The 22,620-nt window shown below is 71.2% G+C and carries 21 protein-coding genes; 10 read left to right on the top strand and 11 right to left on the bottom strand.

The annotated features are described in order from the left end of the window. Window positions 1-126: 126 nt before the first annotated feature. On the top strand, window positions 127-309 hold the full coding sequence (locus JK364_RS04110; protein WP_201847574.1) for a tail-anchor membrane protein: 183 nt from the start codon (window positions 127-129) through the stop codon (window positions 307-309). 340 nt (window positions 310-649) lie between these two features. Here JK364_RS04110 and JK364_RS04105 read toward each other — a convergent pair whose 3' ends face one another. From JK364_RS04105 to JK364_RS04095, 3 genes are all read right to left on the bottom strand, one after another. After that, window positions 650-1,447, bottom strand: coding sequence for a hypothetical protein (locus JK364_RS04105; RefSeq protein WP_201847572.1), 798 nt, complete (start codon window positions 1,445-1,447; stop codon window positions 650-652). A 102-nt stretch (window positions 1,448-1,549) separates the two neighbouring features. Next, window positions 1,550-2,086, bottom strand: a complete 537-nt coding sequence (locus tag JK364_RS04100) for a PadR family transcriptional regulator (RefSeq protein ID WP_201848889.1) — start codon at window positions 2,084-2,086, stop codon at window positions 1,550-1,552. Window positions 2,087-2,299: 213 nt separating this feature from the next. Further along, on the bottom strand, window positions 2,300-2,920 hold the full coding sequence (locus tag JK364_RS04095) for a class I SAM-dependent methyltransferase (RefSeq protein WP_201847570.1): 621 nt from the start codon (window positions 2,918-2,920) through the stop codon (window positions 2,300-2,302). 242 nt (window positions 2,921-3,162) lie between these two features. Between JK364_RS04095 and JK364_RS04090 the strand changes: the two genes are divergently transcribed. Beyond that, window positions 3,163-3,699, top strand: a complete 537-nt coding sequence (locus JK364_RS04090; protein WP_201847568.1) for a roadblock/LC7 domain-containing protein — start codon at window positions 3,163-3,165, stop codon at window positions 3,697-3,699. Window positions 3,700-3,908: 209 nt separating this feature from the next. On the opposite strand, the gene JK364_RS04080 is transcribed toward JK364_RS04090, so the two are convergent. Continuing rightward, window positions 3,909-4,337, bottom strand: coding sequence for a PPOX class F420-dependent oxidoreductase (locus JK364_RS04080; RefSeq protein ID WP_201847565.1), 429 nt, complete (start codon window positions 4,335-4,337; stop codon window positions 3,909-3,911). A gap of 119 nt (window positions 4,338-4,456) precedes the next feature. Between JK364_RS04080 and JK364_RS04075 the strand changes: the two genes are divergently transcribed. Together JK364_RS04075 and JK364_RS04070 are read left to right on the top strand one after the other, a co-directional pair. Further along, complete coding sequence (locus JK364_RS04075; protein ID WP_201847563.1) at window positions 4,457-4,861, top strand: roadblock/LC7 domain-containing protein; 405 nt, start codon at window positions 4,457-4,459, stop codon at window positions 4,859-4,861. 98 nt (window positions 4,862-4,959) lie between these two features. Further along, window positions 4,960-5,922 carry a DUF6397 family protein gene (locus tag JK364_RS04070; protein ID WP_201847561.1) on the top strand — a complete coding sequence of 321 codons (963 nt, stop codon included), beginning with the start codon at window positions 4,960-4,962 and terminating at the stop codon, window positions 5,920-5,922. A gap of 57 nt (window positions 5,923-5,979) precedes the next feature. On the opposite strand, the gene JK364_RS04065 is transcribed toward JK364_RS04070, so the two are convergent. Both JK364_RS04065 and JK364_RS04060 read right to left on the bottom strand, forming a co-directional pair. Continuing rightward, a complete protein-coding gene (locus JK364_RS04065) occupies window positions 5,980-6,870 on the bottom strand; it encodes an acyl-CoA thioesterase (protein ID WP_201847560.1) in 891 nt (296 codons plus the stop codon). Window positions 6,871-6,931: 61 nt separating this feature from the next. After that, a complete protein-coding gene (locus tag JK364_RS04060; protein ID WP_201847558.1) occupies window positions 6,932-9,460 on the bottom strand; it encodes a DEAD/DEAH box helicase in 2,529 nt (842 codons plus the stop codon). Between the two features lie 136 nt (window positions 9,461-9,596). On the opposite strand from JK364_RS04060, the gene JK364_RS04055 reads away from it, so the two are divergent. Further along, window positions 9,597-10,388 (top strand): metal-dependent hydrolase, encoded by a 792-nt coding sequence (locus JK364_RS04055; RefSeq protein ID WP_201847556.1) that lies wholly within the window; start codon window positions 9,597-9,599, stop codon window positions 10,386-10,388. A gap of 113 nt (window positions 10,389-10,501) precedes the next feature. Here JK364_RS04055 and JK364_RS04050 read toward each other — a convergent pair whose 3' ends face one another. Together JK364_RS04050 and JK364_RS04045 are read right to left on the bottom strand one after the other, a co-directional pair. Next, window positions 10,502-12,283 (bottom strand): ABC transporter ATP-binding protein, encoded by a 1,782-nt coding sequence (locus tag JK364_RS04050; protein ID WP_201847554.1) that lies wholly within the window; start codon window positions 12,281-12,283, stop codon window positions 10,502-10,504. Next, window positions 12,280-14,259, bottom strand: coding sequence for an ABC transporter transmembrane domain-containing protein (locus tag JK364_RS04045; RefSeq protein ID WP_201847552.1), 1,980 nt, complete (start codon window positions 14,257-14,259; stop codon window positions 12,280-12,282). Before JK364_RS04045 ends, JK364_RS04050 begins: the two co-directional genes overlap by 4 nt. A gap of 159 nt (window positions 14,260-14,418) precedes the next feature. Between JK364_RS04045 and JK364_RS04040 the strand changes: the two genes are divergently transcribed. Next, entirely contained in the window at window positions 14,419-15,159 is a 741-nt protein-coding gene (locus JK364_RS04040; RefSeq protein ID WP_201847550.1) for a L,D-transpeptidase family protein, read from the top strand. A gap of 39 nt (window positions 15,160-15,198) precedes the next feature. On the opposite strand, the gene JK364_RS04035 is transcribed toward JK364_RS04040, so the two are convergent. Further along, window positions 15,199-15,639, bottom strand: a complete 441-nt coding sequence (locus tag JK364_RS04035) for a MarR family winged helix-turn-helix transcriptional regulator (protein ID WP_201847548.1) — start codon at window positions 15,637-15,639, stop codon at window positions 15,199-15,201. A gap of 138 nt (window positions 15,640-15,777) precedes the next feature. Between JK364_RS04035 and JK364_RS04030 the strand changes: the two genes are divergently transcribed. After that, window positions 15,778-17,634, top strand: a complete 1,857-nt coding sequence (locus tag JK364_RS04030; RefSeq protein ID WP_201847546.1) for an ABC transporter ATP-binding protein — start codon at window positions 15,778-15,780, stop codon at window positions 17,632-17,634. Window positions 17,635-17,641: 7 nt separating this feature from the next. On the opposite strand, the gene JK364_RS04025 is transcribed toward JK364_RS04030, so the two are convergent. Both JK364_RS04025 and JK364_RS04020 read right to left on the bottom strand, forming a co-directional pair. Then, window positions 17,642-18,568, bottom strand: coding sequence for an AfsR/SARP family transcriptional regulator (locus tag JK364_RS04025; RefSeq protein WP_230991293.1), 927 nt, complete (start codon window positions 18,566-18,568; stop codon window positions 17,642-17,644). Between the two features lie 85 nt (window positions 18,569-18,653). Beyond that, window positions 18,654-18,851 (bottom strand): hypothetical protein, encoded by a 198-nt coding sequence (locus tag JK364_RS04020; protein WP_201847544.1) that lies wholly within the window; start codon window positions 18,849-18,851, stop codon window positions 18,654-18,656. A gap of 180 nt (window positions 18,852-19,031) precedes the next feature. Between JK364_RS04020 and JK364_RS04015 the strand changes: the two genes are divergently transcribed. The 3 genes from JK364_RS04015 to JK364_RS04005 are packed head-to-tail and all read left to right on the top strand — an operon-like array spanning window position 19,032 to window position 22,607. Continuing rightward, the gene (locus JK364_RS04015; protein WP_137975782.1) at window positions 19,032-19,610 is read left to right on the top strand and encodes a Pvc16 family protein; all 579 of its coding nucleotides are present in this window, start codon (window positions 19,032-19,034) and stop codon (window positions 19,608-19,610) included. Continuing rightward, a complete protein-coding gene (locus JK364_RS04010; protein ID WP_201847543.1) occupies window positions 19,607-20,332 on the top strand; it encodes a carboxypeptidase-like regulatory domain-containing protein in 726 nt (241 codons plus the stop codon). The genes JK364_RS04015 and JK364_RS04010 overlap by 4 nt, the downstream gene beginning before the upstream one ends. A gap of 10 nt (window positions 20,333-20,342) precedes the next feature. Beyond that, complete coding sequence (locus tag JK364_RS04005; protein ID WP_201847541.1) at window positions 20,343-22,607, top strand: phage tail sheath family protein; 2,265 nt, start codon at window positions 20,343-20,345, stop codon at window positions 22,605-22,607. The last annotated feature ends 13 nt before the right edge of the window (window positions 22,608-22,620 follow it).

The raw sequence follows: 22,620 nt of genomic DNA, 5'->3' as shown, positions 1-22,620 counted from the left end.
CAAATTTGACTAGTCGAGCCCGGGCCGCCCGAGGGTACAGGATCACGGCGCGGGGAGGAACCGGGTGCCATCGGTGTCCGTTGTGTGGAGTGAGTGCGGCTATGGGCCGTGAAGGAGGCGGGTGAGATGTCCACACGCGCGAAGGTCGCCACCGGTGGAGTGGTGGCGGGTGTGATCCTGCTCTGGGTGTTGCCCTTCTGGGCTGCGCTGCTGGTGATCGTGGGAGTGCCGGCGGCGGCCTATCTGCTGCTGGATCCCGCCCAGCGCCGCAGGCTGAACAGGGTCACCCGTAAGCAGCTGGGCCGCTGAAGCGGCCGGCCGCCGAGCGCGGACGCGCAAGGCGGCCGGCTGGGCCAGGGGCCACGGGCGGAGCGCACCCGGGAGTGACCGTGCAGTACCGATCGCGGACCGCCCGCGACCCCGTTCCGGACCCGGCTGGGTGGGGAGCGGTCATGCCCCCTTGTCCGCTGGGGCCCGGGGCCCGAGGCCCGGGGCGATGTCCGGGCCCGGACGGAGAGGTCGCGGGGACCGTACGGGCGCCGACGGGCCCCGCGCGTCGGCGTGGCTGACCGGCCCGGACGGCGTCATTGACCGGCTCCTCGCGGCGTCCTCGACCGGCCCCGTACGGCACGGGGCAGGGCGTCAAATCTCAGTGCGGCCGTACGGCCAGCTTGTCCAGGGCCGTCAGCAGCCCCGGCAACTCGGGGCCGCGACCGACCGGCAGCACCTCGCCCGGCGCGTCGTCCAACAGGACGAACGCGATGTCGTCGGTCCGGGCCACCATGCTCCAGCCCGGCCCGTCGGCCCGGAGCGTCCGCGCGTCACCGGAGGCGAACGCCGAGCGGATCCGCCCCAGCGGCGGGGGTGAGTCCAGATAGCCGCGCGCTTCTTCGAGCACCCGCCGCACGCCCCCGTGCGGCTTCTCGCCCGGGGACACGAACGTCACATCGCTGTCGACCTGCTCACGCCAGATCGCCCACTGGAGCGCGATCTCATCGGCGCCGAGCCGCCGCTGGGCCGGGCCCCACCGCTCGGAGTCCGGCGGCGACAGCGGCGCCCGGGAGGTGTCTTCCCCCACCTCGGTGTCGGGCGCGGGATCATGGGGAGCCGGTACGCCCGGGGCGGCCACGGCCACCGCGAGCGGCCAGCCGGGAAGCGAGGCGACCACCGTACGGTCCTCGATGGCCATGGCGTACTCCATACCGCAGTCCCAGGTCGCGATGGCGATGGCCACGAGCGACACATCGTCGGTGACCACCGTCCAGCGGGCGCCGCCGGCGTCCTGCCCCAGCACCAGGCCGTAGCCGGTGTCGTACGGCTCCAGCCCGAGCGCGGCACATGCCTCGGGATAGTCGTCGCCGAGCACGCTCGGGAATTGAGCGGGTGTCAGCAGCACCGCGGTCAGCACATACAGCGCCTCGTCGCGTGACTCCTCCGTGGCGGGCACGACAGCCTCCTCTTGCGCATGCGGATCCGATGAGCGATCCGTCGTCGCGCACCTTAACCACCCAGTAGCCACGGAGTCGAGACTTCGGGAGGTGGTCGGCCCTCAGTCCTCGGTCGCCGCCCGCAGCGTGTCCAGCGTGCGCCGCAGCCAGGACAGTTCGGCCTGGCTGGTGGCCCGGGCGATGGTGAGAATGCCGCGCCGGAAGGGGTCCTCGACCTCTTCCGCCCGCAACGGGCGGTCGCCCTCGTAGAAGAAGCTCGACGGCTGCCGCAGAAAGGCCATCCGGCGCTCCAGCACCTCCGCCTGTGCCGACGGGTCGTCGAGGTGGCGCAGGAACGCCAGCACGGTGAACCAGCGGTTCTCATCGGTGATGTCGACGTCCGCCGGATGCGCGAGACGGCGGCGCAGCTCCGTCTGCCCCTCGGCGGTCAGCGTGAGCACGTGCCGGGGCGCGGCCCCCGCGCCCGGCTGGGTCCGACGGGCCAGCAGACCGGCCGTCTCCAGCCGCTTGATCGCCGGATAGAGGGTGGACTCGGCCACGGGTTTCACATGTCCGGTCAGCGCGGCGATGCGCTTGCGCAACTCGTAGCCGTGCAGCGGGGCGTCGTGGAGGAAGCCCAGGATGGCGAGTTCGAGCATGGCCGCATTGTGCCGCATGACCGCTGTACCTCGTGAGCGCAATACATCGCCATCGATGTGTCGTCGGTGTCCGACGCGATCCGTAAGGCGGTAATGGCGGAAGGAGAGCCGTGGACGCCCCCGGCTTCGCGGCGTCGGTCGCGGGTCGGCCCTGAGCGGTCTGCTCGAGCCGGCCCTTTCGATCCTCAGCCGACTTCCCTCAGCCGACTTCCCTCAGTCGAGTTCGCGGACGGAGAGCGCCAGAAAGCGTGTGTCCTCGTCGGTGTACGCGTCCAGGCGCCAGCCGGCGTCCGCCAGCAACGGCCGCAGTTGGGCCTCCGCCCGCAGGTCGTCGGGGCTGAGGGCGCGGCCGTGGCGGGCGGCGAGAGCGGCCCGCCCCACCGGATGGAACAGCGCGAGCCGCCCGCCGGGGCGCACCACCCGGGCCAGTTCGCGCAGGTTCTCGCGGGGGTCGGAGAGATGGGAGATCAGCCCGGCGGCGAACACCGCGTCGAGGCAGCCGTCGCGCAGTGGCAGCCGCGCCACATCGGCGAGGGCGAGGCCCGCGAAGCCGTCCCGGCCCTCGCGCAGGGCGGCGTCCAGCATGGCGGGTGTGAGGTCCGCTCCGAGGACGGTCCCTTCGGGGCCGACCGCGGCGCGCAGTGCGGGCAGCGCACGCCCCGTTCCGCACCCCGCGTCGAGCACCGCGTCCCCGGGGCGGAGCCCGAGGTCGGCGACGGCGGCTGCGTAGGCGGGGCCGTCGTCCGGGAAGCGGCGGTCCCAGTCGGCCGCCCTGGGGGTGAAGAAGTCCCGTACGTCGGCCGCACTGTTTCCATGGGAGGGCTCATGTGGCACGGGAACTCCTCGGGGCACCTTGGATACGACGGCGATGCGCTGCGCTGAGCAAGCAGCCTACGCCCGCTTTGAGTGCAGATTCAGACGCTCATCGATCGCTCTGGCATCTGACTCTGTCAATTTTCAACAGGTTCCGTAATGCGCCCTCAATGTGCGCCCCCGCCGGGTCTAGCGTCCCTGGCCCAGGGGGACACCTGGAGCGCTGCCCCGGCGCGGCGCATCCCGACCGAGGGAGACCGCCCATGACCAAGCCGCGCAGCACCGCCGCACGCTCCATGGCCGATCTCGACCGGATCCTGGACGATCTGGTGGCCGGGGCCGCAGGCGTACGCCATGCCGTGGTGCTCTCCCGGGACGGGGCGACCGTCAGTGCGTCCGGTGGGCTTTCCCGCCATGAGGCCGAGCACCTGGCCGCCGTCGCCTCCGGATTCCACGGCATCGCCGCGAGCGCCGGGCGCCGGGGGCGCGGCGGCCCGGCCCGGCGGACGATGATCGAGATGGCGGCGGGCATCCTCTTCGTCACGGCGTTGGCCGACGGCGCGTGCCTGGCCGTGCTGTGCGGCGCGGACGTCGAGCCGGCCGCGATCGCCGAGGAGACGACCCGGCTCGTGGACCTGATGGACCGTCGGCGCGGCCCATGGCCCCGCCGACGGTTCGGCCGGATGCGCCGGGGTGCCCGCAACGGTCCTCGGAAGATCATTCCGACGACGACGACGACGACAACGACGGCGGCGAAGGGGCGCGGTGACGCGAGCGGTGACCTGGCAGGGCCGACATGATGTGCGGGTCGAGACGGTGCCCGACCCCATTCATCTCCCTCAGCAGGGTGGTGCGGCGGGATGGCCGATCCGCTGCCGCTGGAGGAGGCACCCCGCGCCTCTGAGATGTTCCAGCACAAGAAGGACGGTGCGATAAAGGTCCTCATGCGCCCGTAAACGTCGGATGGGCGGGGGTGCGTCATGAAGGGATGGGTTTCGGTCGAATCTCGCTATTCGGCGACCCCGGAGAGCGCGAGCACCTTGTCGACGCGCACCCTGACCAGCAGCTCGCCCGGCACGCCGTTGCGGGCGCCGTACTCCTCGGCCCGGTCCTCGCCCATGTAACGGGCGGCGATCCGGGTGGCCCAGTCGCGGACCTGCCCCAGATCGTCGATCAGCTCGGCGCGCCCCCGCAGGGTGACGAAGGCGAACGGCGGCCTGTCGTCGTCCACACAGATGGTGAGTCGGCCGTCCCGGGCCAAGTTGCGTCCCTTGACCGTCTCCTGACCTGTGTTGAAGACGAGGTCGTCACCGTCGAGCAGAAACCACACGGGGGCGAGGTGTGGACTTCCGTCGGCCCGCACGGTCGCCAGCTTCGCGGTGCGGGTGCCCTCCGTGACGAACTTCTGCCACTGATCCTTGGTCATGTTCTGTGCCATGTCCCCATCCTGCGTCAATCAGCGCACAAGCGTGGGGTGCCGGGCGGGGCGGGTTGCCCAGACGGCGGCAGTGAGAAAGGCTGGCACGCAGCTGAAGGGGAATCGGGGAGGAATCGGATATGGCAGTGAACAAGGGGCTCGACTGGTTACTGGACGACCTGACCGAGCGGATCGCGGAGATACGGCACGCGCTGGTGCTGTCCAACGACGGGCTGGTGACGGGGGCGAGTTCCACGCTGGTGCGCCAGGACGCCGAGCACCTGGCGGCGGTGGCGTCCGGGCTGCACAGCCTCGCCAAGGGGTCCGGGCGCCACTTCCGGACGGGCCGGGTGCGGCAGACGATGGTCGAATTCGACGAGGGCGTCCTCTTCGTCACGGCGGCGGGGGACGGCAGCTGTCTGTGCGTGCTCACCGGGCCGGACGCGGATGTGGGGCAGGTCGCCTACGAGATGGCGCTGCTGGTCAACCGGGTGGGGGAGCACCTGGGAGTCGAGGCCAGGCAGGAGAGCGGCGCACCCAGATGATGCCGTGCGGAAGTTATCCACAGGCCTGACCGGGCATCTTGCTTCGCGGCTATCGTCGTCACTGTCAGTGATTGAGGCAGTGCGGGGGAGGACGTCGCATGGCAGTGCGGGTGGATCAGGAGCTGCGGGAGAGCCAGGGGCCGTGGAGCCCGGAGCGGCTCGGCGAGCCGAGCGTACCGGGACGGGCGAGCGGGCCGGGAGACCCTGGCGGGCCGGCGGGGCCGGGCGGATCGGGCGAGAGCGTCGCGTTCGGCGCGGCGGCCCGGGCGCTGGGGCTCAACCCGCGGGAGTTCGAGCTGGCCGTTCAGTTGGGGGAAGTGCGCACCGTCGCCACCGGTCTGGGCCGGCGGGTGGCGTGCGAGGAGTTGAGGCGGGTGACCGCCGCCGAGGGCTTCCCGGAGGCGCTCATCGCCCGTCTCCGCGTGGTCGGCACGGCAGAGAGCGCGGAGCTGCTCGGCATTACCCAGGGGCGGCTGACCCGCCTCGCGCGCGGGGGTTTCTTCGCCCCCGTCCGGTTCTATGTCAATCGCTATCGGGCCGTCGTATGGCTCTATCTGGCGTCGGATCTGACCGAGTTCGCCGTCAGGCAGCCGGAGTTGCTGAGCGGCCGCACCCCGCCGGGGCTGAGCGCCGCATTGGCCGCCGGGGAGGACTGGCGGGCCGCCAAATGGCGCAGCCGAAGGATCGGCCAGCTGCTCACCCAGACCGAGGACCCCTGGGAGCGGACCGCGGTGCTGGCATCGGTGCTGGGCTCCGTCGAGCTGGCCTCGGCCGTGGCCGATCCTTATGAGCGGGCCCATCTGCGGGAGCTCCGCCCCGCGCTCGTCAGGATGCGCCCCGAGGCCGGAGCGGTCCGGGATGTCATCGGCACGGTGGTCACGGCGGACGACCCACGGGAGATCCGGCGCTATCGGGCCGCCCTCGCCTCGTCGTTGGACGACGCCCGCCGGGCCCGGTCCGCGCCACGTCCCGACGCCGGGCCGGAGCCGGTGCCCGATGACCGCACCTCGGTTCCGGGCCGCCCGCGGAGCCTGTGGCAGAAGCTGATCGGCAGGCGATGAGTCACGGTGCGCACGCCCCTGTGGGGCACGCCAGGGCGCGGTACACCACGGTGGGGCTCAGCCGTCGTCCGCGGCACCTTCGGCGGGTCGCAGCGGGCGGAACAGTCCCTCTTGCACCACGGACACCAAAAGTCGACCCGCACGGTCGTAGATCCGGCCGCGCGCCAGTCCCCGGCCGCCCGTGGCCACGGGCGACTCCTGCTCGTAGAGAAACCACTCATCGGTGCGGAACGGCCGGTGGAACCACATGGCGTGATCCAGCGAGGCCATGTCGAAGCCCCGTGGGCCCCACAGCGGCTCGACCGGCACCCGCACCGCGTCCAGCAGCATCATGTCGCTCGCATAGGTGAGCGCACAGGTGTGCACCAGCGGGTCGTCCCCGAGCGGCCCCACCGCGCGCATCCATACGGCGCTGCGCGGTTCCGCGCCCTTGAGCTCCTCGTCCGTCCAGCGCAGCCGCTCCACATAGCGGACGTCGAAGGGCTGCCGGCGCTCCATACGGGCGAATGCCTCGGGGAGCGTGCCCAGATGGGCGCGCACCTCATCGGCGAGGGTCGGCAGACCCTCCGGCCCGGGGACATCCGGCATCGGCAGCTGATGCTCGATACCCGGCTCAGGAGAGTGAAAGGAGGCCGTCAAATTGAAGATCGTGCGACCCTGCTGGATGCCGACGACCCGGCGGGTGGTGAAGGAGCGCCCGTCCCGGACCCGCTCCACCTGGTACACGATGGGCACGCCCGGCCGACCCGGCCGCAGGAAGTACGCGTGCAGCGAGTGCACCGGACGCTGCCCGTCGGTGGTCCGCCCGGCGGCCACCAGCGCCTGGCCCGCCACCTGCCCGCCGAACACCCGCTGCAGCGACTCATCGGGGCTGCGGCCACGGAAGATGTCCAGCTCGATCCGTTCCAGATCGAGCAGATCGACCAGGCGCTCGGCGGGATTGGTCATCGGTGGTGCTCCTTCACTGAGGGGGCCGGTCCGGTCCCCGGTGTGGACAGCGTCCAGGAGGCTACAGTTGGCCCACGTCGGTGACCCGGACCACCGCCCGGCCCTCCTCGTCGGAGGCGGCGAGATCGACCTCCGCCGAGATACCCCAGTCGTGGTCGCCGTTCGGGTCGTCGAAGGTCTGCCGCACCCGCCACAGACCGTGCTCGGGGTCCTCCTCGATCCGCAGCAGCTTCGGCCCGCGGGCCTGCGCTCCGGTGCTGAGCTCCTCGTACTCCTCCCAGTACCCGTCCAGCGCCTCGGCCCAGGCGTCCTCGTCCCAGCCGGAGTCGGCGTCCATCTCCCCGAGCTCGGCGACCTTGTCCAGCGCGGCCAGCTCCACCCGGCGGAACATGGCGTTGCGCACCAGCACGCGGAAGGCGCGGGCGTTGGCGGTGACCGGCCTGACCTGGTCGGCGCGCTCCTGCGCCTCCTCGGCCGACTCCTCCGCCGGGTTGGCCAGCTGCTCCCACTCGTCGAGGAGGCTGGAGTCGACCTGCCGCACCATCTCGCCGAGCCAGGCGATGATGTCCTGGAAGTCATCGGACTTCAGATCGTCCGGCACGGTGTGGTCCAGGGCCTTGAAGGCGCTGGCCAGGTAGCGCAGCACAATGCCCTCGGTCCGCGCCAGGTCGTAGAACGAGGTGAACTCGGTGAAGGTCATCGCCCGCTCGTACATGTCGCGGATCACCGACTTGGGCGAGAGCGGATGGTCGCCGACCCATGGATGGCTCTTGCGGTAGAGCCCGTACGCGTGGAAGAGCAGTTCCTCCAGCGGCTTGGGGTAGGAGATGTCCTGGAGCCGCTCCATGCGCTCCTCGTACTCGACGCCGTCCGCCTTCATCGCGGCCACCGCCTCACCGCGCGCCTTGTTCTGCTGCGCCGCCAGGATCTGCCGGGGGTCGTCCAGGGTCGACTCCACGACCGAGACCATGTCCAGGGCGTAGGAGGGCGATTCGGGGTCCAGCAGCTCGAAGGCGGCCAGCGCGAAGGTGGACAGCGGCTGGTTGAGCGCGAAGTCCTGCTGCAGATCCACCGTCAGCCGGACGATCGGGGCGCCTCCGCCCCCGCCCTCGGCGTCCCCAGGCTTCACCTGCTCGACCACCCCGCCGTCCAGCAGCGAGCGGTAGATCGCGATCGCCCGGCGGATGTGCCGCAGCTGGTTCTTGCGCGGCTCGTGGTTGTCCTCCAGCAGGCGGCGCATCCCCTCGAAGGCGCTGCCGGGACGGGCGATCACCGACAGGAGCATCGCGTGGGTGACCCGGAACCGGGAGGTGAGCGGCTCGGGGTCGGAGGCGATGAGCTTCTCGAAGGTGTTCTGGCCCCAGTTGACGAAGCCCTCCGGCGCCTTCTTGCGGACCACCTTGCGGCGCTTCTTCGGATCGTCCCCGGCCTTCGCGAGCGCCTTCTCGTTCTCGACGACGTGCTCGGGCGCCTGGGCCACCACAAAGCCCGCGGTGTCGAAGCCGGCCCGTCCGGCCCGGCCCGCGATCTGGTGGAACTCCCGGGCCCGCAGCGTCCGCACCCGCTGACCGTCGTACTTGGTCAGCGCGGTGAACAGGACGGTGCGGATGGGCACATTGACGCCCACGCCCAGGGTGTCCGTACCGCAGATGACCTTGAGCAGCCCGGCTTGCGCGAGCTTCTCCACCAGCCGCCGGTACTTGGGCAGCATGCCCGCATGGTGCACGCCGATCCCGTGCCGGACGTAACGGGACAGGTTGCGGCCGAATTTGGTGGTGAACCGGAAATTGCCGATCAGCGAGGCGATCTCGTCCTTCTCGGCGCGCGAGCACATATTGATGCTCATCAGCGCCTGGGCCCGCTCGACCGCCGCCGCCTGGGTGAAGTGCACGATGTAGACGGGCGCCTGCTGGGTCTCCAGCAGCTCGGTCAGCGTCTCGGTCAGCGGCGTCGTCCGGTACTCGTAGCTCAGCGGCACCGGCCGGGTCGCCGACCGCACGACCGTGGTGGGCCGCCCGGTGCGCCGGGTCAGATCCTCCTCGAACCGGCTCACATCACCGAGCGTCGCCGACATCAGGATGAACTGCGCCCTCGGGAGCTCCAGCAGCGGGATCTGCCACGCCCAGCCCCGGTCCGGCTCCGCATAGAAGTGGAACTCGTCCATCACCACCTGGCCGATATCGGCGTCCTTGCCGTCCCGCAGGGCGATGGACGCCAGCACCTCGGCCGTACAGCAGATGACCGGCGCGTCCGCGTTGACCGATGCGTCGCCGGTGAGCATCCCGACGTTCTCGGTGCCGAAGAGCTTGCACAGTTCGAAGAACTTCTCCGAGACCAGGGCCTTGATCGGCGCGGTGTAGAAGGTGACCTCGTCCTTGGCGAGCGCGGCGAAGTGGGCGCCCGCCGCCACCAGGCTCTTGCCCGAGCCGGTGGGGGTCGAGAGGATCACATTCGCCCCGGACACCACCTCGATCAGCGCCTCCTCCTGGGCGGGGTACAGCGAGATGCCTCGCTCCTCGACCCAGGTGGAGAACGCCTCGAAAAGTGCGTCGGGGTCGGCGTCGCTCGGCAGCTGATCGATAAGAGTCACGCACCTATACTGCCTGGTTTCTCCGCCGGGACGGGAACCGGCTGTACGTGTGAAGATCGTCCGCCGCTAGGCTGTGCCGGGCCGAAGCAGTCAACTCCCGCTCGGAAGCGGGAAAGAACAGGGGCGGGGTACGACCATGATGGGACCGGCGCATTCGCTGTCCGGGGCGGCGGCCTGGCTGGGGGTGGGGGCGGCGGCCGCGGCGGCCGGCCACGCGATGCCCTGGCCGGTGCTGGTCGCCGGCGCGCTGATCTGCGCGGGAGCGGCGCTCGCCCCCGACCTCGACCACAAGGCGGCGACCATATCGCGCGCCTTCGGGCCCATATCACGGACTCTGTGCGAGGTGATCGACAAGATCTCGTACTCCGTCTACAAGTCGACCAGGAAGGCGGGCGACCCGCGCCGCTCCGGCGGCCACCGCACCCTGACCCACACCTGGGTATGGGCGGTGCTGATCGGCGCCGGAGCCTCCGCGCTCGCGATGATCGGCGGGCGCTGGGCGGTGCTGGGCATCCTCTTCGTGCACATGGTGCTGGCCGTCGAGGGGCTGCTGTGGCGGGCGGCGCGGGTCTCCAGCGATGTCCTGGTGTGGCTGCTCGGGGCGGCCAGTGCCTGGATCCTCGCCGATGTGCTGGACAAGGCCGGCAATGGCTCGGACTGGCTGTTCAGCGCACCGGGCCAGGAGTACCTCTGGCTCGGCCTGCCGATCGTGCTCGGCGCCCTGGTCCACGACATCGGGGACGCGCTCACCGTCTCCGGCTGCCCGATCCTGTGGCCCATCCCGATCGGCCGCAAGCGCTGGTACCCGATCGGTCCGCCGAAGGGGATGCGGTTCCGGGCCGGCAGCTGGGTCGAGCTGAAGGTGCTGATGCCGGTCTTCATGCTGCTCGGTGGCGTGGGCGGACTGGCCGCCCTCGGCGTGATCTGAACCCCGGACGGGGCCGGGGCGGCCCCGGACCGCACCAGGGTGGTCCCGGACCGCACCAGGGCGGCCCCGGAGGGCATCGGGGTGGCCACGCCGGGGCGCGGCCACCCCTCCCGCTACCGATGCCAGGAGCGCCACAGCGCGGCGTACGCCCCGTCCGCCGCGACGAGTTCGTCGTGGCTGCCCAGTTCGGTGATCCGGCCGCTCTCGACCACGGCGATCACATCCGCGTCATGCGCCGTGTGCAGCCGGTGGGCGATCGCCACCACGGTCCTGCCCTCCAGCACCCGGCCCAGCGACCGCTCCAGATGGCGCGCCGCCCGCGGGTCCAGCAGCGAGGTGGCCTCGTCCAGCACCAGCGTATGCGGATCGGCCAGCACCAGCCGGGCCAGCGCGATCTGCTGCGCCTGTGCGGGGGTGAGCGCGAGACCGCCCGAGCCGACCTCGGTGTCCAGCCCCTCGTCCAGCGCGCGGGCCCAGCCATCGGCGTCGACGGCTCCCAGCGCCGCCCACAGCTCGGCGTCCCCGGCGAAGGCGCGGGCCAGCAGCAGATTGTCCCGCAGCGAGCCCACGAAGACATGGTGCTCCTGGTTGACCAGGGCCACATGCTCACGGACCCGCTCGGCCGGCATTCGCGCCAGCTCCGCACCGCCCAGGGTCACCCGGCCGGTGCGCGGGGAGTAGATCCCGGCCAGCAGCCGCCCCAGGGTGGACTTCCCCGCCCCGGACGGGCCCACCAGCGCCAGTCGTGTCCCCGGGGCCACCTTCATGGACACCTCGTGCAGCACATCGCTGCCCTCGTGGTAGCCGAACCGCACCGCGTCCGCCCGCACCTCCCGGCCACCGGGGACCACGCCCTCGTCGGCGGGGCCCTCCTCGATCTCCCGCACCCCCACCAGCCGGGCCAGCGACACCTGCGCGACCTGCAGCTCGTCGTACCAGCGCAGGATCAGCCCGATCGGCTCGACGAGCATCTGCGACAGCAGCGCCCCGGTGGTCAGCTCGCCGATCGACATCCAGCCGCGCATCACACACAGGCCGCCGATCATCAGCACCGAACCGGTGATCAGCGTGTAGCTCACATTGATCACCGGAAAGAGCACCGAGCGCAGCCAGAGGGTGTAGCGCTCCCATGCCGTCCACTGCCGGATGCGCAGCTCGGACTGGGCGATCCGCCGGTCGCCCAGCCGGTGGGCCTCGATGGTCCGCCCGGCGTCCACGCTCTCGGTGAGGGCCGCGGACACCGCCGCGTACCCTGCCGCCTCCGAGCGGTAGGCGCTCGGCGCGCGGCGGAAGTACCACCGACAGCCGATCACCAGCACCGGGAGTGCCACCAGCACCGCGAGACCCAGTGGGGGAGCGGTCAGGGTCAGCGCGCCGAGCAGCAGTACGGTCCACAGCACACCGATGGCGAGCTGGGGCACGGCCTCGCGCATCGCGTTCGCCAGCCGGTCGATATCGGTGGTGATCCGGGACAGCAGATCCCCGGTCCCGGCCCGCTCCAGCACCCCCGGGGGCAGACCCACCGACCGTACGAGAAAGTCCTCCCGCAGATCCGCCAGCATCTGCTCGCCCAGCACCGCCCCGCGCAGCCGCAGCAGCCGGACGAACACGGTCTGCACCACCAGCGCCACCGCGAACAGCGACACCGTGCGCCCGATGTGGAGGTCCTTCTCGCCCTGGGAGAGATCCTCGACCACGCCCCCCAGCAGCTGCGGGCCGACCATGGAGGCGAGCACCGCGGTCGCGTTCACGACCATCAGCCAGGTGAACGCGGCCCGGTGCCGCCGCAGCAGCTCCCGCACATAGGCCCGTACGGTGGTGGGTGTGCCGACCGGCAGCGTCGTCGCCGACTCCGGTGCGGCCGGGTCATAGGCGGGCGGTGCCACGCCGATCATGCCGACTCCTCGATCTGTTCCTCGAACCGCGCGATGTCTTCCCGCGCGATGTCCTTCGGCGGGATGTCCTCCAGGCCGTGACCGGTCGGCCCGGTGGATCGCCCGGCGCTCCGCACGGCGGCCTCGCCGTCCGTCTCGCGGGTGACGACCGCGCGATACGCGGAGTCGGTGCCCAGCAGCTCGCGGTGGGTGCCCACCCCCGCCGCCTCGCCGTCGGCCACGAACACCACCCGGTCCGCCCGGTCCAGCACCAGCGGGCTGGAGGTGAACACGATGGTGGTCCGGCCCGTCCGCAGCCGCCGCACCCCGTCGGCGATCCGCGCCTCGGTGTGCGAGTCCACCGCGGAGGTCGGCTCGTCCAGCACCAGCACCTCCGGATCGGTCACCAGCGAGCGGGCCAGCGCCAGCCGCTGCCGCTGGCCACCCGACAGCGAGCGGCCGCGCTCGGTGATCCGGGTGCGCATGGGGTCGGCGTCACCCTCGTCGGCGACCGACGCCTGCGCCAGCGCCTCCAGCACATCGCCGCACTGGGCCGCATCGAGGGCCTTCTCCACCGAGACCTCCCCGGACCTCGGCACATCCAGCAGCTCGGCGAGCGTCCCCGACAGCAGCACCGGGTCCTTGTCCTGCACCAGCACCGCCGTGCGCGCCGAGTCCAGCGCCACCTCATCGAGGGCGACTCCGCCCAGCAGCGCCGACGGCGCACCGCCGTGGTCCCCGTCGCCCGGGCCGCCGAGTGCGGGATGTCCGCCGAGCCGGTCCGCCAGCCGCCCGGCAGTGTCCGGGTCGCCGCACACCACCGCGGTCAGCACCCCGCTCGGCGCCAGCGTCCCGCTCGCCGGGTCGTACAGATCCCCGCCGAGCGGTCCGGTGGCCTCCCGCGCTTCCGCGCGCTCGCCCCCGTCCACGGATACCGCGGTGGCCCCGGTGTCTGACGTGTCCGCGGTGGCCGCGGTGGCCGGGCTCTTGCCCTCCGCGGAGGAGCGCCGCAGCGCCAGCACCCGGGCCGCGCGCCGCGCGGAGGGCCGGGAGAAGGAGTACGCCATGGCGATCTCCTCGAAGTGCCGCAGTGGGAAGAGCAGAAAGGTGACGGCGCTGTAGACGGTGACCAGCTCGCCCACCTCGATCCGCCCCTCGCGGGCCAGCGACGCCCCGTACCAGACCACACCGATCAGCAGCAGCCCCGGCAGCGCCACCTGCACGGCCGCGATCAGCGCCCACATCCGCGCGCTGCGCACCGCCGCGACCCGCACCTCCTGTGAGGCGTTCCGGTAGCGGCCCAGGAACAGCTCCTCGCCGCCGATCCCCCGCAGCACCCGCAGCCCGGCCACGGTGTCCGAGGCCAGCTCGGTGGCCCGGCCCGCCTTCTCCCGCTGGTCGTCGGCCCGGCGCGCCGCGCGCGGCAGCAGCGGCAGCACGGCCAGCGCCAGCGCGGGCACACCGATCGCCACCACCGCTCCCAGCGCCGGCTGGTAGAGCACCAGCGCCACGCAGAGCGCGACGGTGGTGATCGCGGCCGCCGTGAAGCGGGACAGCGCCTCCACAAACCAGCCGATCTTCTCGACATCGCCCGTGGAGACGGCGATCACCTCGCCGGCCGCCACCTTCCGGGTGAGCGCGGACCCCAGCTCCACCGCTTTGCGGGACAGCAGTTGCTGCACCCGTGCCGCCGCCGTGATCCAGTTGGTGACCGCCGCGCGGTGCAGCATGGCGTCCCCCAGCGCGGTGAGCACGGTGAGCCCCACCATCAGCGCTCCGGCCACCGTCAGCCGGGAGCCGGAACGGTCCACCACCGCCTGCACACCGAAGCCGATGGCGAGCGGGAAGGACACCAGCGCGGCCATGTGCACCAGACCCCAGAGGGCCGCCTTGACCTGCCCGCCCAGCTGATTCCTGCCCAGCCAGAAGAGAAACCTCGGACCTGACCGCACGTCGGGTCGGCCGGGATCGGGGTACGGAAGATCGCGAATGTGCATGACGTCCCAGGGTCGGGCGGGCGGCGGAGGGAGGGGAGGGCAGGAGAGGTGCAAGGCTGACGTTCTCCCGGTGCGGAATTCAACTGGTTTTCCCGGGACCGGCCGGAACACGCCAATCCCGCATGCCGCACTGTCCTATGGGGGTGGGACCATGGGGACATGCGAATTTCCGGCATGATGTCCATCCGTGCGGCGGCCGCGGCCGCCGCGGCCCTCGTCCTCCTCACAGCCTGCGGTGACGGCGGCGGTGACGGCGGCGGTGACAAGGGCGCGGACCAGGGCAAACAAGCGCTGCGCAGCGGGGCGCCCGCGCCGGATCCCACGCGTATCCCGGATGTGGGGGACAAGCTCCAGTCCCGGATCCCGGACCAGTCCCGTCAGGTCGTGGCGGTCTACGGCAAAGGGGTGAACTCCGGCGACGCGACCGTGGTCCTCTACACCAAGCAGGGCAAGGAATGGGATCGGACCCGCAGTTGGACCGCGCACAACGGCAAGCGCGGCTGGACGACGAGTCATCACGAGGGCGACAAGCGCAGCCCGGTCGGGGTCTACACGCTCAGCGACGCGGGCGGTGTGCTGCCCGACCCCGGCGCCCGGCTGCCGTACACGTCGTCCGGCTCCTTCGCGGCGCCCCACTACTGGCCCAAGTCCCACTGGACGGACTTCAACTACGTCATCGCCATTGACTACAACCGCGTCAAGGGCACCTCGCCGCAGGACCAGACCCGGCCCGAAGGGCAGAGCAAGGGCGGCAGCATCTGGCTGCACATGGACCACGGCAGCGGCACCTCGGCCTGCGTCAGCCTCTCCAAGTCCGGTATGGAGTATCTGCTGAAGAATCTCGACCCCAAGCTGCACCCGGTGGTGGTCATGGGGGACAAGGCGCACCTCGCCGCCTGAGCGCGGCACCAGGACGTCGGCGGCGCCGTCGCCCAGATCTCAGCAGCGGTGGTCCGGGGCGCCGGACAGGGTGTCCAGCAGCTCGCCCAGCGTCTCGCGCTGCTGATCGCTGAGCGGCGCCAGGATGTCCTCCGCGGCGGACCGGCGCGCCTCGCGCAGCGCGCGCAGCGTCGAGCGCCCGGTGTCGGTGAGCTCGACGCGCACCACCCGGCGGTTGGTCGGATCCGGTATGCGGCGCACCGAGCCATGCGCCTCCAGGGCGTCCACCAGCGTCGTCACGGCGCGCGGGACCACCTCCAGGCGCCGGGCCAGGTCCGCCATCCTCGGCGGCTGGTCGTCATGGGCGACGGTGCGCAGCAGGCGGGACTGGGCGGGGGTGATGCCCAGCGGCTCCAGATAGCGCTTCTGGGCGCGGTGCAGTCTGCGGGTCAGGCGCAGCAGCTGCTCCGCGAGGAGGCCGGATGTCTCGGACGTGGGCATGATCGCAGTTTATCAGGACCGGGTTCATTGTGAGTATAGGTAACAATGAGCTATGCTCTCAAAGTCCACGCCGACGCGGCCGCGGCCCGACCATGCCGTCATCATCCGCGTCGGCTTCCCTGACTCCAGAAGGAGCCCATGCGTCCCGACACACCTCCGTCATGGACACCGTCCGCCCAGGAGCCCGAGCGTCATGCCGCGGAGCCCGAGCAGCCCGCCCAGGTGCGCCGCATCCTCCGGCTCTTCCATCCCTATCGCGGCCGCCTCGCCGTGGTCGGCCTGCTGGTCGCCGCCTCCGCACTGGTCTCGGTCGCCTCGCCGTTCCTCCTCCGCGAGATCCTCGACACCGCCATCCCCGACGGCCGCACCGGACTGCTCACCCTGCTCGCGCTCGGCATGATCGCCGCGGCCGTCGTCAACAGCGTCTTCGGCGTTCTGCAGACCCTGATCTCCACCACCGTCGGCCAGCGCGTCATGCACGATCTGCGCACCGCGGTCTACGACCGGCTGCAGCGCATGCCGCTCGCCTTCTTCACCCGCACTCGCACCGGCGAGGTGCAGTCCCGTATCGCCAATGACATCGGCGGTATGCAGGCCACCGTCACCTCGACCGCGACCTCGCTGGTCTCCAACCTCACCAGCGTGGTCGCCACCGTCGTCGCGATGCTCGCGCTCGACTGGCGGCTGACCGTCGTCTCCCTGCTCCTGCTGCCGGTCTTCGTCTGGATCAGCCGTCGCGTCGGCACCGAGCGCAAGAAGATCACCTCACAGCGCCAGAAGCAGATGGCGGCCATGTCCGCGATGGTCACCGAGTCCCTGTCCGTGAGCGGCATCCTGCTCGGCCGCAGCATGGGCCGGTCCGAGTCGCTCACCCAGCAGTTCGCCCAGGAGTCCGAGCGCCTCGTGGGCCTGGAAGTGCGCTCCAACATGGCGGGCCGCTGGCGAATGTCCACCATCGGCATCGTCATGGCCGCCATGCCCGCGCTGATCTACTGGGCCGCGGGCATCGCCCTCCAGGCCGGTGGCCCCGCCGTCTCCATCGGCACGCTCGTCGCCTTCGTCTCGCTCCAGCAGGGGCTGCTCCGGCCCACGGTGAGCCTGCTGTCCACCGGTGTGCAGGTGCAGACCTCCCTCGCCCTCTTCGCCCGCATCTTCGAATACCTCGACCTGCCGATCGACATCACCGAGCCCGCCGACCCGGTGCGCCTGGAGAAGGTACGTGGCGAAGTCCGCTTCGACGGCGTCGACTTCGACTACGACAGCGCGTCGCCCGGCCCCTCGAAGGGCGCGTCGAAGGGCGCCCTGCGCGGCATCGATCTGACCGTCCCCGCGGGTGGCAGCCTGGCGGTCGTCGGACCGACCGGCTCCGGCAAGACGACCCTCAGCTATCTGGTGCCCCGGCTCTACGACGTGACCGGCGGCCGGGTGCTGATCGACGGTGTGGACGTGCGCGACCTCGACTTCGACTCCCTCGCCCGGGCCGTCGGCGTCGTCTCCCAGGAGACCTATCTCTTCCACTCCTCGGTCGCCGAGAATCTGCGCTTCGCCAAGCCCGACGCGACCGATGAGGAGATCGTGGCGGCGGCCGAGGCCGCCCAGATCCACGATCACATCGCCTCCCTCCCGGACGGCTATGACACCCTCGTGGGAGAGCGTGGCTACCGCTTCTCCGGTGGGGAGAAGCAGCGTCTGGCCATAGCCCGCACGATTCTGCGCGACCCGCCCGTCCTCATCCTCGACGAGGCCACCAGCGCCCTGGACACCCGCACCGAGCAGGCCGTCCAGGAGGCCATCGACTCCCTCTCGGCCGGCCGCACCACGATCACCATCGCCCATCGGCTCTCCACCGTGCGCGACGCCGACCAGATCGTCGTCCTCGACGGTGGCCGGATCGCCGAGCGGGGCACCCATGAGGAGCTGCTGGCCAAGGACGGACGCTACGCCGCACTGGTGCGGCGCGACGTCCATCTGTCGCCGGTGGTCCCCGCGGTCTAGTGCCCGGTCACGCGGGTACGGTGCCGGCCGGGGCCGAGGTGTCCGTACCCTGCGCCGGGGCCTCGCCCGCCGGATGGCAGACGATCCGACGGGTCGGAAGCTCCGGAGCGGCACCCCCGCCCTCGGAGTGAGCGCCGACATCCCCGCCCCCGGAGTGAGCCGGCACCAGGTTCCTCAGCGTCTGGGAAGGCTCCAGGCCCAGCTCCTCGAGCAGCACCCGGCGGCATTGCTCGTACTGCCGCAGCGCCGCGCCCCTGTTGCCGGCGGCGAGATGCGCGTTCATGAGCACGCGATGAGCACTCTCCCGCAGGGGTTCCGCGCGTACGGCGGCGAGTCCGGCGGCGACGGCCTCGCCATGGCGGCCCGCCACCGTCAGCCGCTCGGTCATCGCCTCCAGGGCATACAGCCGGAGTTCATGGTATTGCTCCTGCTCGACCAGCACCCACTCGTTCTCCGACCACTCCGGTAGGAGATCGGCCGAGAGATCCTCCCGGGTCCGCGCGGTGAGGATGTCATCGCACGGGCGCGACATATCGAGCAGCCGGTGCGCGCGCGTCGCCGCCACGTGGATATCCACATCGATGTGTTTGCAGATCGCCAGTTCCTGCGTGGACGCGTCGATGACCTGATGCCCCGTGCGCGTGGCGCGCCATAACGACGACCGGAGATTGGCGTTGGCGCGGGAGGCCGTGACGTCCGGCCACAGCATTCCGGCCACATAGGTCCGGCTGCGCGGCATGTTCTGCAGGGCGAGGAACGCGAGGAGGCGCTGGGCGCTGGAGGATATGGGAACGCGATTCTGATCGACCGACAACGCGAAACTCTTGAGCAGTCTCAACGTCATGACGTGGCCTTCTGCGCTCATCGGCCCCCCGGGGCGATATTGGCTCCAGCGACCCATCCCGTGCGTCCCGTCGGGATGCCCTAAAGCCATGTTACGAGCAGATCATGATCGTGTGTCCGGTCTTCCGGCCAAAGGACGCTATATGGCAGGCCATCACCGGAACGTCGCGGCAACGTCACCCCTCCGGTTCGAGCAACTGGTCGAGCCAGGCGCGCACGGCGGTGAGCACATCGTCGACCGCGCTCACCGCGCTGGGTGCCGTCTGATGCCCGTCCCCGGTCGGCACGATGCGCGCACGGAATCCATCCGGCCTGCCGCCTTCCACCCAGACCCGGAGGATCAGGACACCGGTCCGTTCTGAGGGGATTTCCATGAAAGGACAATATGCCCGTCCGTGTCACCTCGGCGTTGTCGATGTGTGTCCGGCTTCGTCATCGGCGGCCATGAAAACGGACCGGTGACGTTCGTGTGATGTGCGTATCGCGGTCCGGCCACGCCGGTCCCGGCATCCTCTCGGAGCACGCTTTCGAGCGCGGAGAGGGGGAGCATTCGCATGGGCGACTTCGGCGTCATCGCCGACGTCTCCACGGTCATCGTGGACAGCCTGACCCAGGCCCTGCGCGGGCTCAGCCAGGTGGAACCGCCGATCGCGGAACTCAACGACCTCTCCGAGACGGTCCAGACACCACCGCCCAAACTCACGGTGTTCCTCTACGAGATCGCCGAGGACCCCACCTCGCGCAACCGGCCGCCGGTGCGCTCCCAGCCACCCGACCCACCGACCACCCGCAAGCCGCCGATGGCCCTGCTGCTGCGCTACCTGGTCACCCCCTGGGGCGGTGACCAGGCAACTCAGCACCGGATGCTCGGACGGGCCCTCCAGACGTTCTACGACGACGCGATCCTGGACGGCGCACAGCTGTCCGGCAGTCTGGCGGCGAGCACCGACGCGCTCCACCTCAGCCTGACCCCGCTCACCTTGGACCAGAAGTCCTGGGTCTGGTACGCGATTCAGAAGCCGTACCGGCTGTCGCTCAACTACGAGGTCCGCGTGGTCAATCTGGACTCCGCCGTCGAGACGCCGGTCCACCCGGTGCACAGCCGGGTCATCAGCGGGGCGGGGCTGCCATGAGCCGCTTCCTGCCGCTGGAGCGGTCGGCGCTCTACAGCCCGGCCTGGTTCATCCCCTTCGACGACTACGCCCGGCGGGTGCGCGCCGCCGGGGTCACCGTCCAGCTGGACCGCTATGACGACGGCGATTGGCTGCCGCTGGACGACACGGCGGTGCGCACCCCCAGCGCCGCCTTCGTCTATCCGGGTCTCGGCCGGTGCGCCGAGCCGTGGGCGGCCCGGCCGCGGCGCCACCGGGCGCGCTTCACGGCCCCCGGCTACCAGCCGCTGTACCCGGCCGACGGCCGGCCGTTCTCGGCGGACCTGGTGGGCGTGGAGTTCCTGGTGCATCCGTATGACGACGGTCACCCGCCGCCGGTGGTGACCGAGCCCCGGCTGGTCCGGCTGCTGCCGGGCGTCTCCTTCCCCTATCCGCCGGGACTGCGCACGGTGCACGGCGTCGTGGTCGACGCGGCCACGAGGGCGCCGGTCGCCAATGCGCTGGTGGAGGCCGGGGGGCAGACCAGCCGGGACCTGACGCCATGGCATGAGCGCACCCTGTCCGACGCCGCGGGCGCCTTCCGGCTGGCCCTGCGGTGGGAGGGCGAGAAGGCCGACGAGCAGGCCGTCGAGGAGACATTCCGCCTGCGGGCCACCGAGCGGCCGGGCCGGTCCGGATCGCTGGTCGTGCGGCTGCCCCAGGACACCGAGCGCCGGCACGTCATAGAGATCCGCGAGAGTTAAGGAGCCGTCCATGGCGGAGTATCTGAGCCCCGGGGTCTACATCGAGGAGATCGATGCGGGCCCACGGCCGATCGCGGGGGTGAGCACCAGTACGGCCGGAATGGCCGGGGTCACCGTGCGCGGTCCGTACACCGGCAAGCCCAAACTGGTCACCAACTTCCTGGAGTTCCAGAACACCTTCGGCGGATTCCTCCGCGAGCCGGACCCGCTGATCCGGGACACCTGGGCGAACGACCCGGCGGAAGGCGGCCGTTGGTGGCTGTTCCCGCTGGCCGTCAAGGGGTTCTTCGACAACGGCGGCCAGCGGCTGTACATCAAGCGGGTCGCCAGCAAGCAGGCCGGCCCGTCCTCGGGGGTGCTGGGCCACGGCCTGGTGAGCCCGGTCACCGGTGATGCCGCCAAGGGCGCCACCCGCCTGGAACTCGGCCATCTGATCGGGTTCTCCGGCGTCGGGCAGCAGATCCAGCTCTTCCGCGGCGACGACCAGCAGTCGATCCACACCGCCGGTGTCGCCGCCTATGACGCCACCACCCACCGGATCGAGCTGGACGCCCAGCTGCCCGCCGAGGTCAGGGCGGGCCGCGGCGACTACGTCCAGATCGGGACGCGCAGCGCCGAGCAGACACTGGAGTTCGCCGCCGTCAGCCCCGGCTCGTGGGGCGACGCGGTGCGGGTGCGGATCCAGCCGATGGCCTCGGCCGCGCTGCCGGTGCTGCCGGATCCGCAGGAGGGCGGGCTGTTCGTCACGCGGCTGGCCGCGGACGCCGCCGCCGACAGCGAGACGGTCGAGGTCGCCGCGGTGACCGGGCTCGACCCCGACGAACTGCCGTCCGACGTGTGGGTGCAGATCGGCTCCGGCCGCTTCAAGGTCCAGGTGAGCCAGCCGGCGGACGGGAAGGTCACCCTGACCCTGCCGTCCGGCGCGACCCATGAGGCGTGGCGCGCTGGACTGCTGGTGCGCCGGGTGCGCCGGGGCAACACCTCTGCGGGGACAACGCTGCGGGTCGGCGGGGCGAGCCGGCTCTACGAAGGCGCCGTCGTACAGCTCGACGACGGCACCCATCTGACCATCCGCACCGTCGAATCGGTCGCCGCGGACGTCGTCACCCTCGACGGAAACGTGCCGGGGACGCTGTTCGAGACCGATCGGGTGCAACTGATCGAGGCGCAGGTCGACGCCCGGTTCACCGACCCGTCCGGGGCCGTGGAGACCGAGACCCACCGCAACCTCCGGCTCACCGGCGACACACCGGCCAACCTGGTGACCACCCTGGCCGGCCGCTCCCGGCTGGTGCGGGCGACGGCGCTGGGCGCCCTGTCCACCGACCCGACGAAGTTCCCCCTGCCCGCCGTCGGATCCTGGCTGACGCTGGGAGACGGGGACGATGCCTATGGGAGCCTGAGCGTGGCCGACTTCGTCGGCGAGGACGGCGGCAGCGGCAAGCGCACCGGGATCGCCGCGCTGGAGGACATCGACGAGGTGGCCGTCTGCGCCGTGCCGGGCATGTGGTCGGGGACGGTCGAATCGGCCCTGGTCACCCACTGCGAGCTGCTCAAGGACCGGTTCGCGATCCTCGATCCGCAGGACGGCCTGGACATCGAGGACGTCCAGGCGTTCCGCGAGCGGTTCGACACCAAGTACGCCGCGCTCTACCACCCGTGGCTGGTCACCCGCGACCTGTCGGCGGGCCGTGATGTCGAGGTGCCGCCCTCGGGCCATATGGCCGGGATCTACGCGCGCGTGGATGTGGAGCGGGGAGTGCACAAGGCACCGGCCAACGCGGTCATCCGGGGCATCCGGCTGACCGACGGCATCGCCCAGGACATCACCAAGCGCCACCAGGACGTGCTCAACCCCAAGGGCGTCAACGCGCTGCGGTTCTTCCCCGGACTCGGCCACCGGGTCTGGGGCGCGCGCACCCTCTCCTCGGACAGCTCGTGGAAGTACGTCAATGTCCGGCGGCTGTTCCTCTATCTGGAGGAGTCGATCGAGGAGGGCACCCAGTGGGTGGTGTTCGAGCCGAACGACGAGGCGCTGTGGTCCCTGGTCCGCCAGACGGTCACGAACTTCCTCACCACGGTGTGGCGCACCGGCGCGCTCGCCGGCACCACCGCCGACGAGGCGTTCTTCGTCGCCTGTGACCGCACCACGATGACCGAGGACGACCTCGCAGGCGGTCGGCTCATCTGTGTCGTCGGCGTCGCGCCGGTCTTCCCGGCGGAGTTCGTGATCTTCCGGATCCAGCAGAAGACCCGCGAGACCCAACTCGCCTGAGAGCCCGAGGGAG

It is taken from the genome of Streptomyces endocoffeicus (genome assembly GCF_016741935.1).
GTDB lineage: Bacteria > Actinomycetota > Actinomycetes > Streptomycetales > Streptomycetaceae > Streptomyces > Streptomyces endocoffeicus.
Note: the sequence above shows the minus strand (reverse complement) of the source record. Positions and strands in the feature narration are given on the sequence as shown.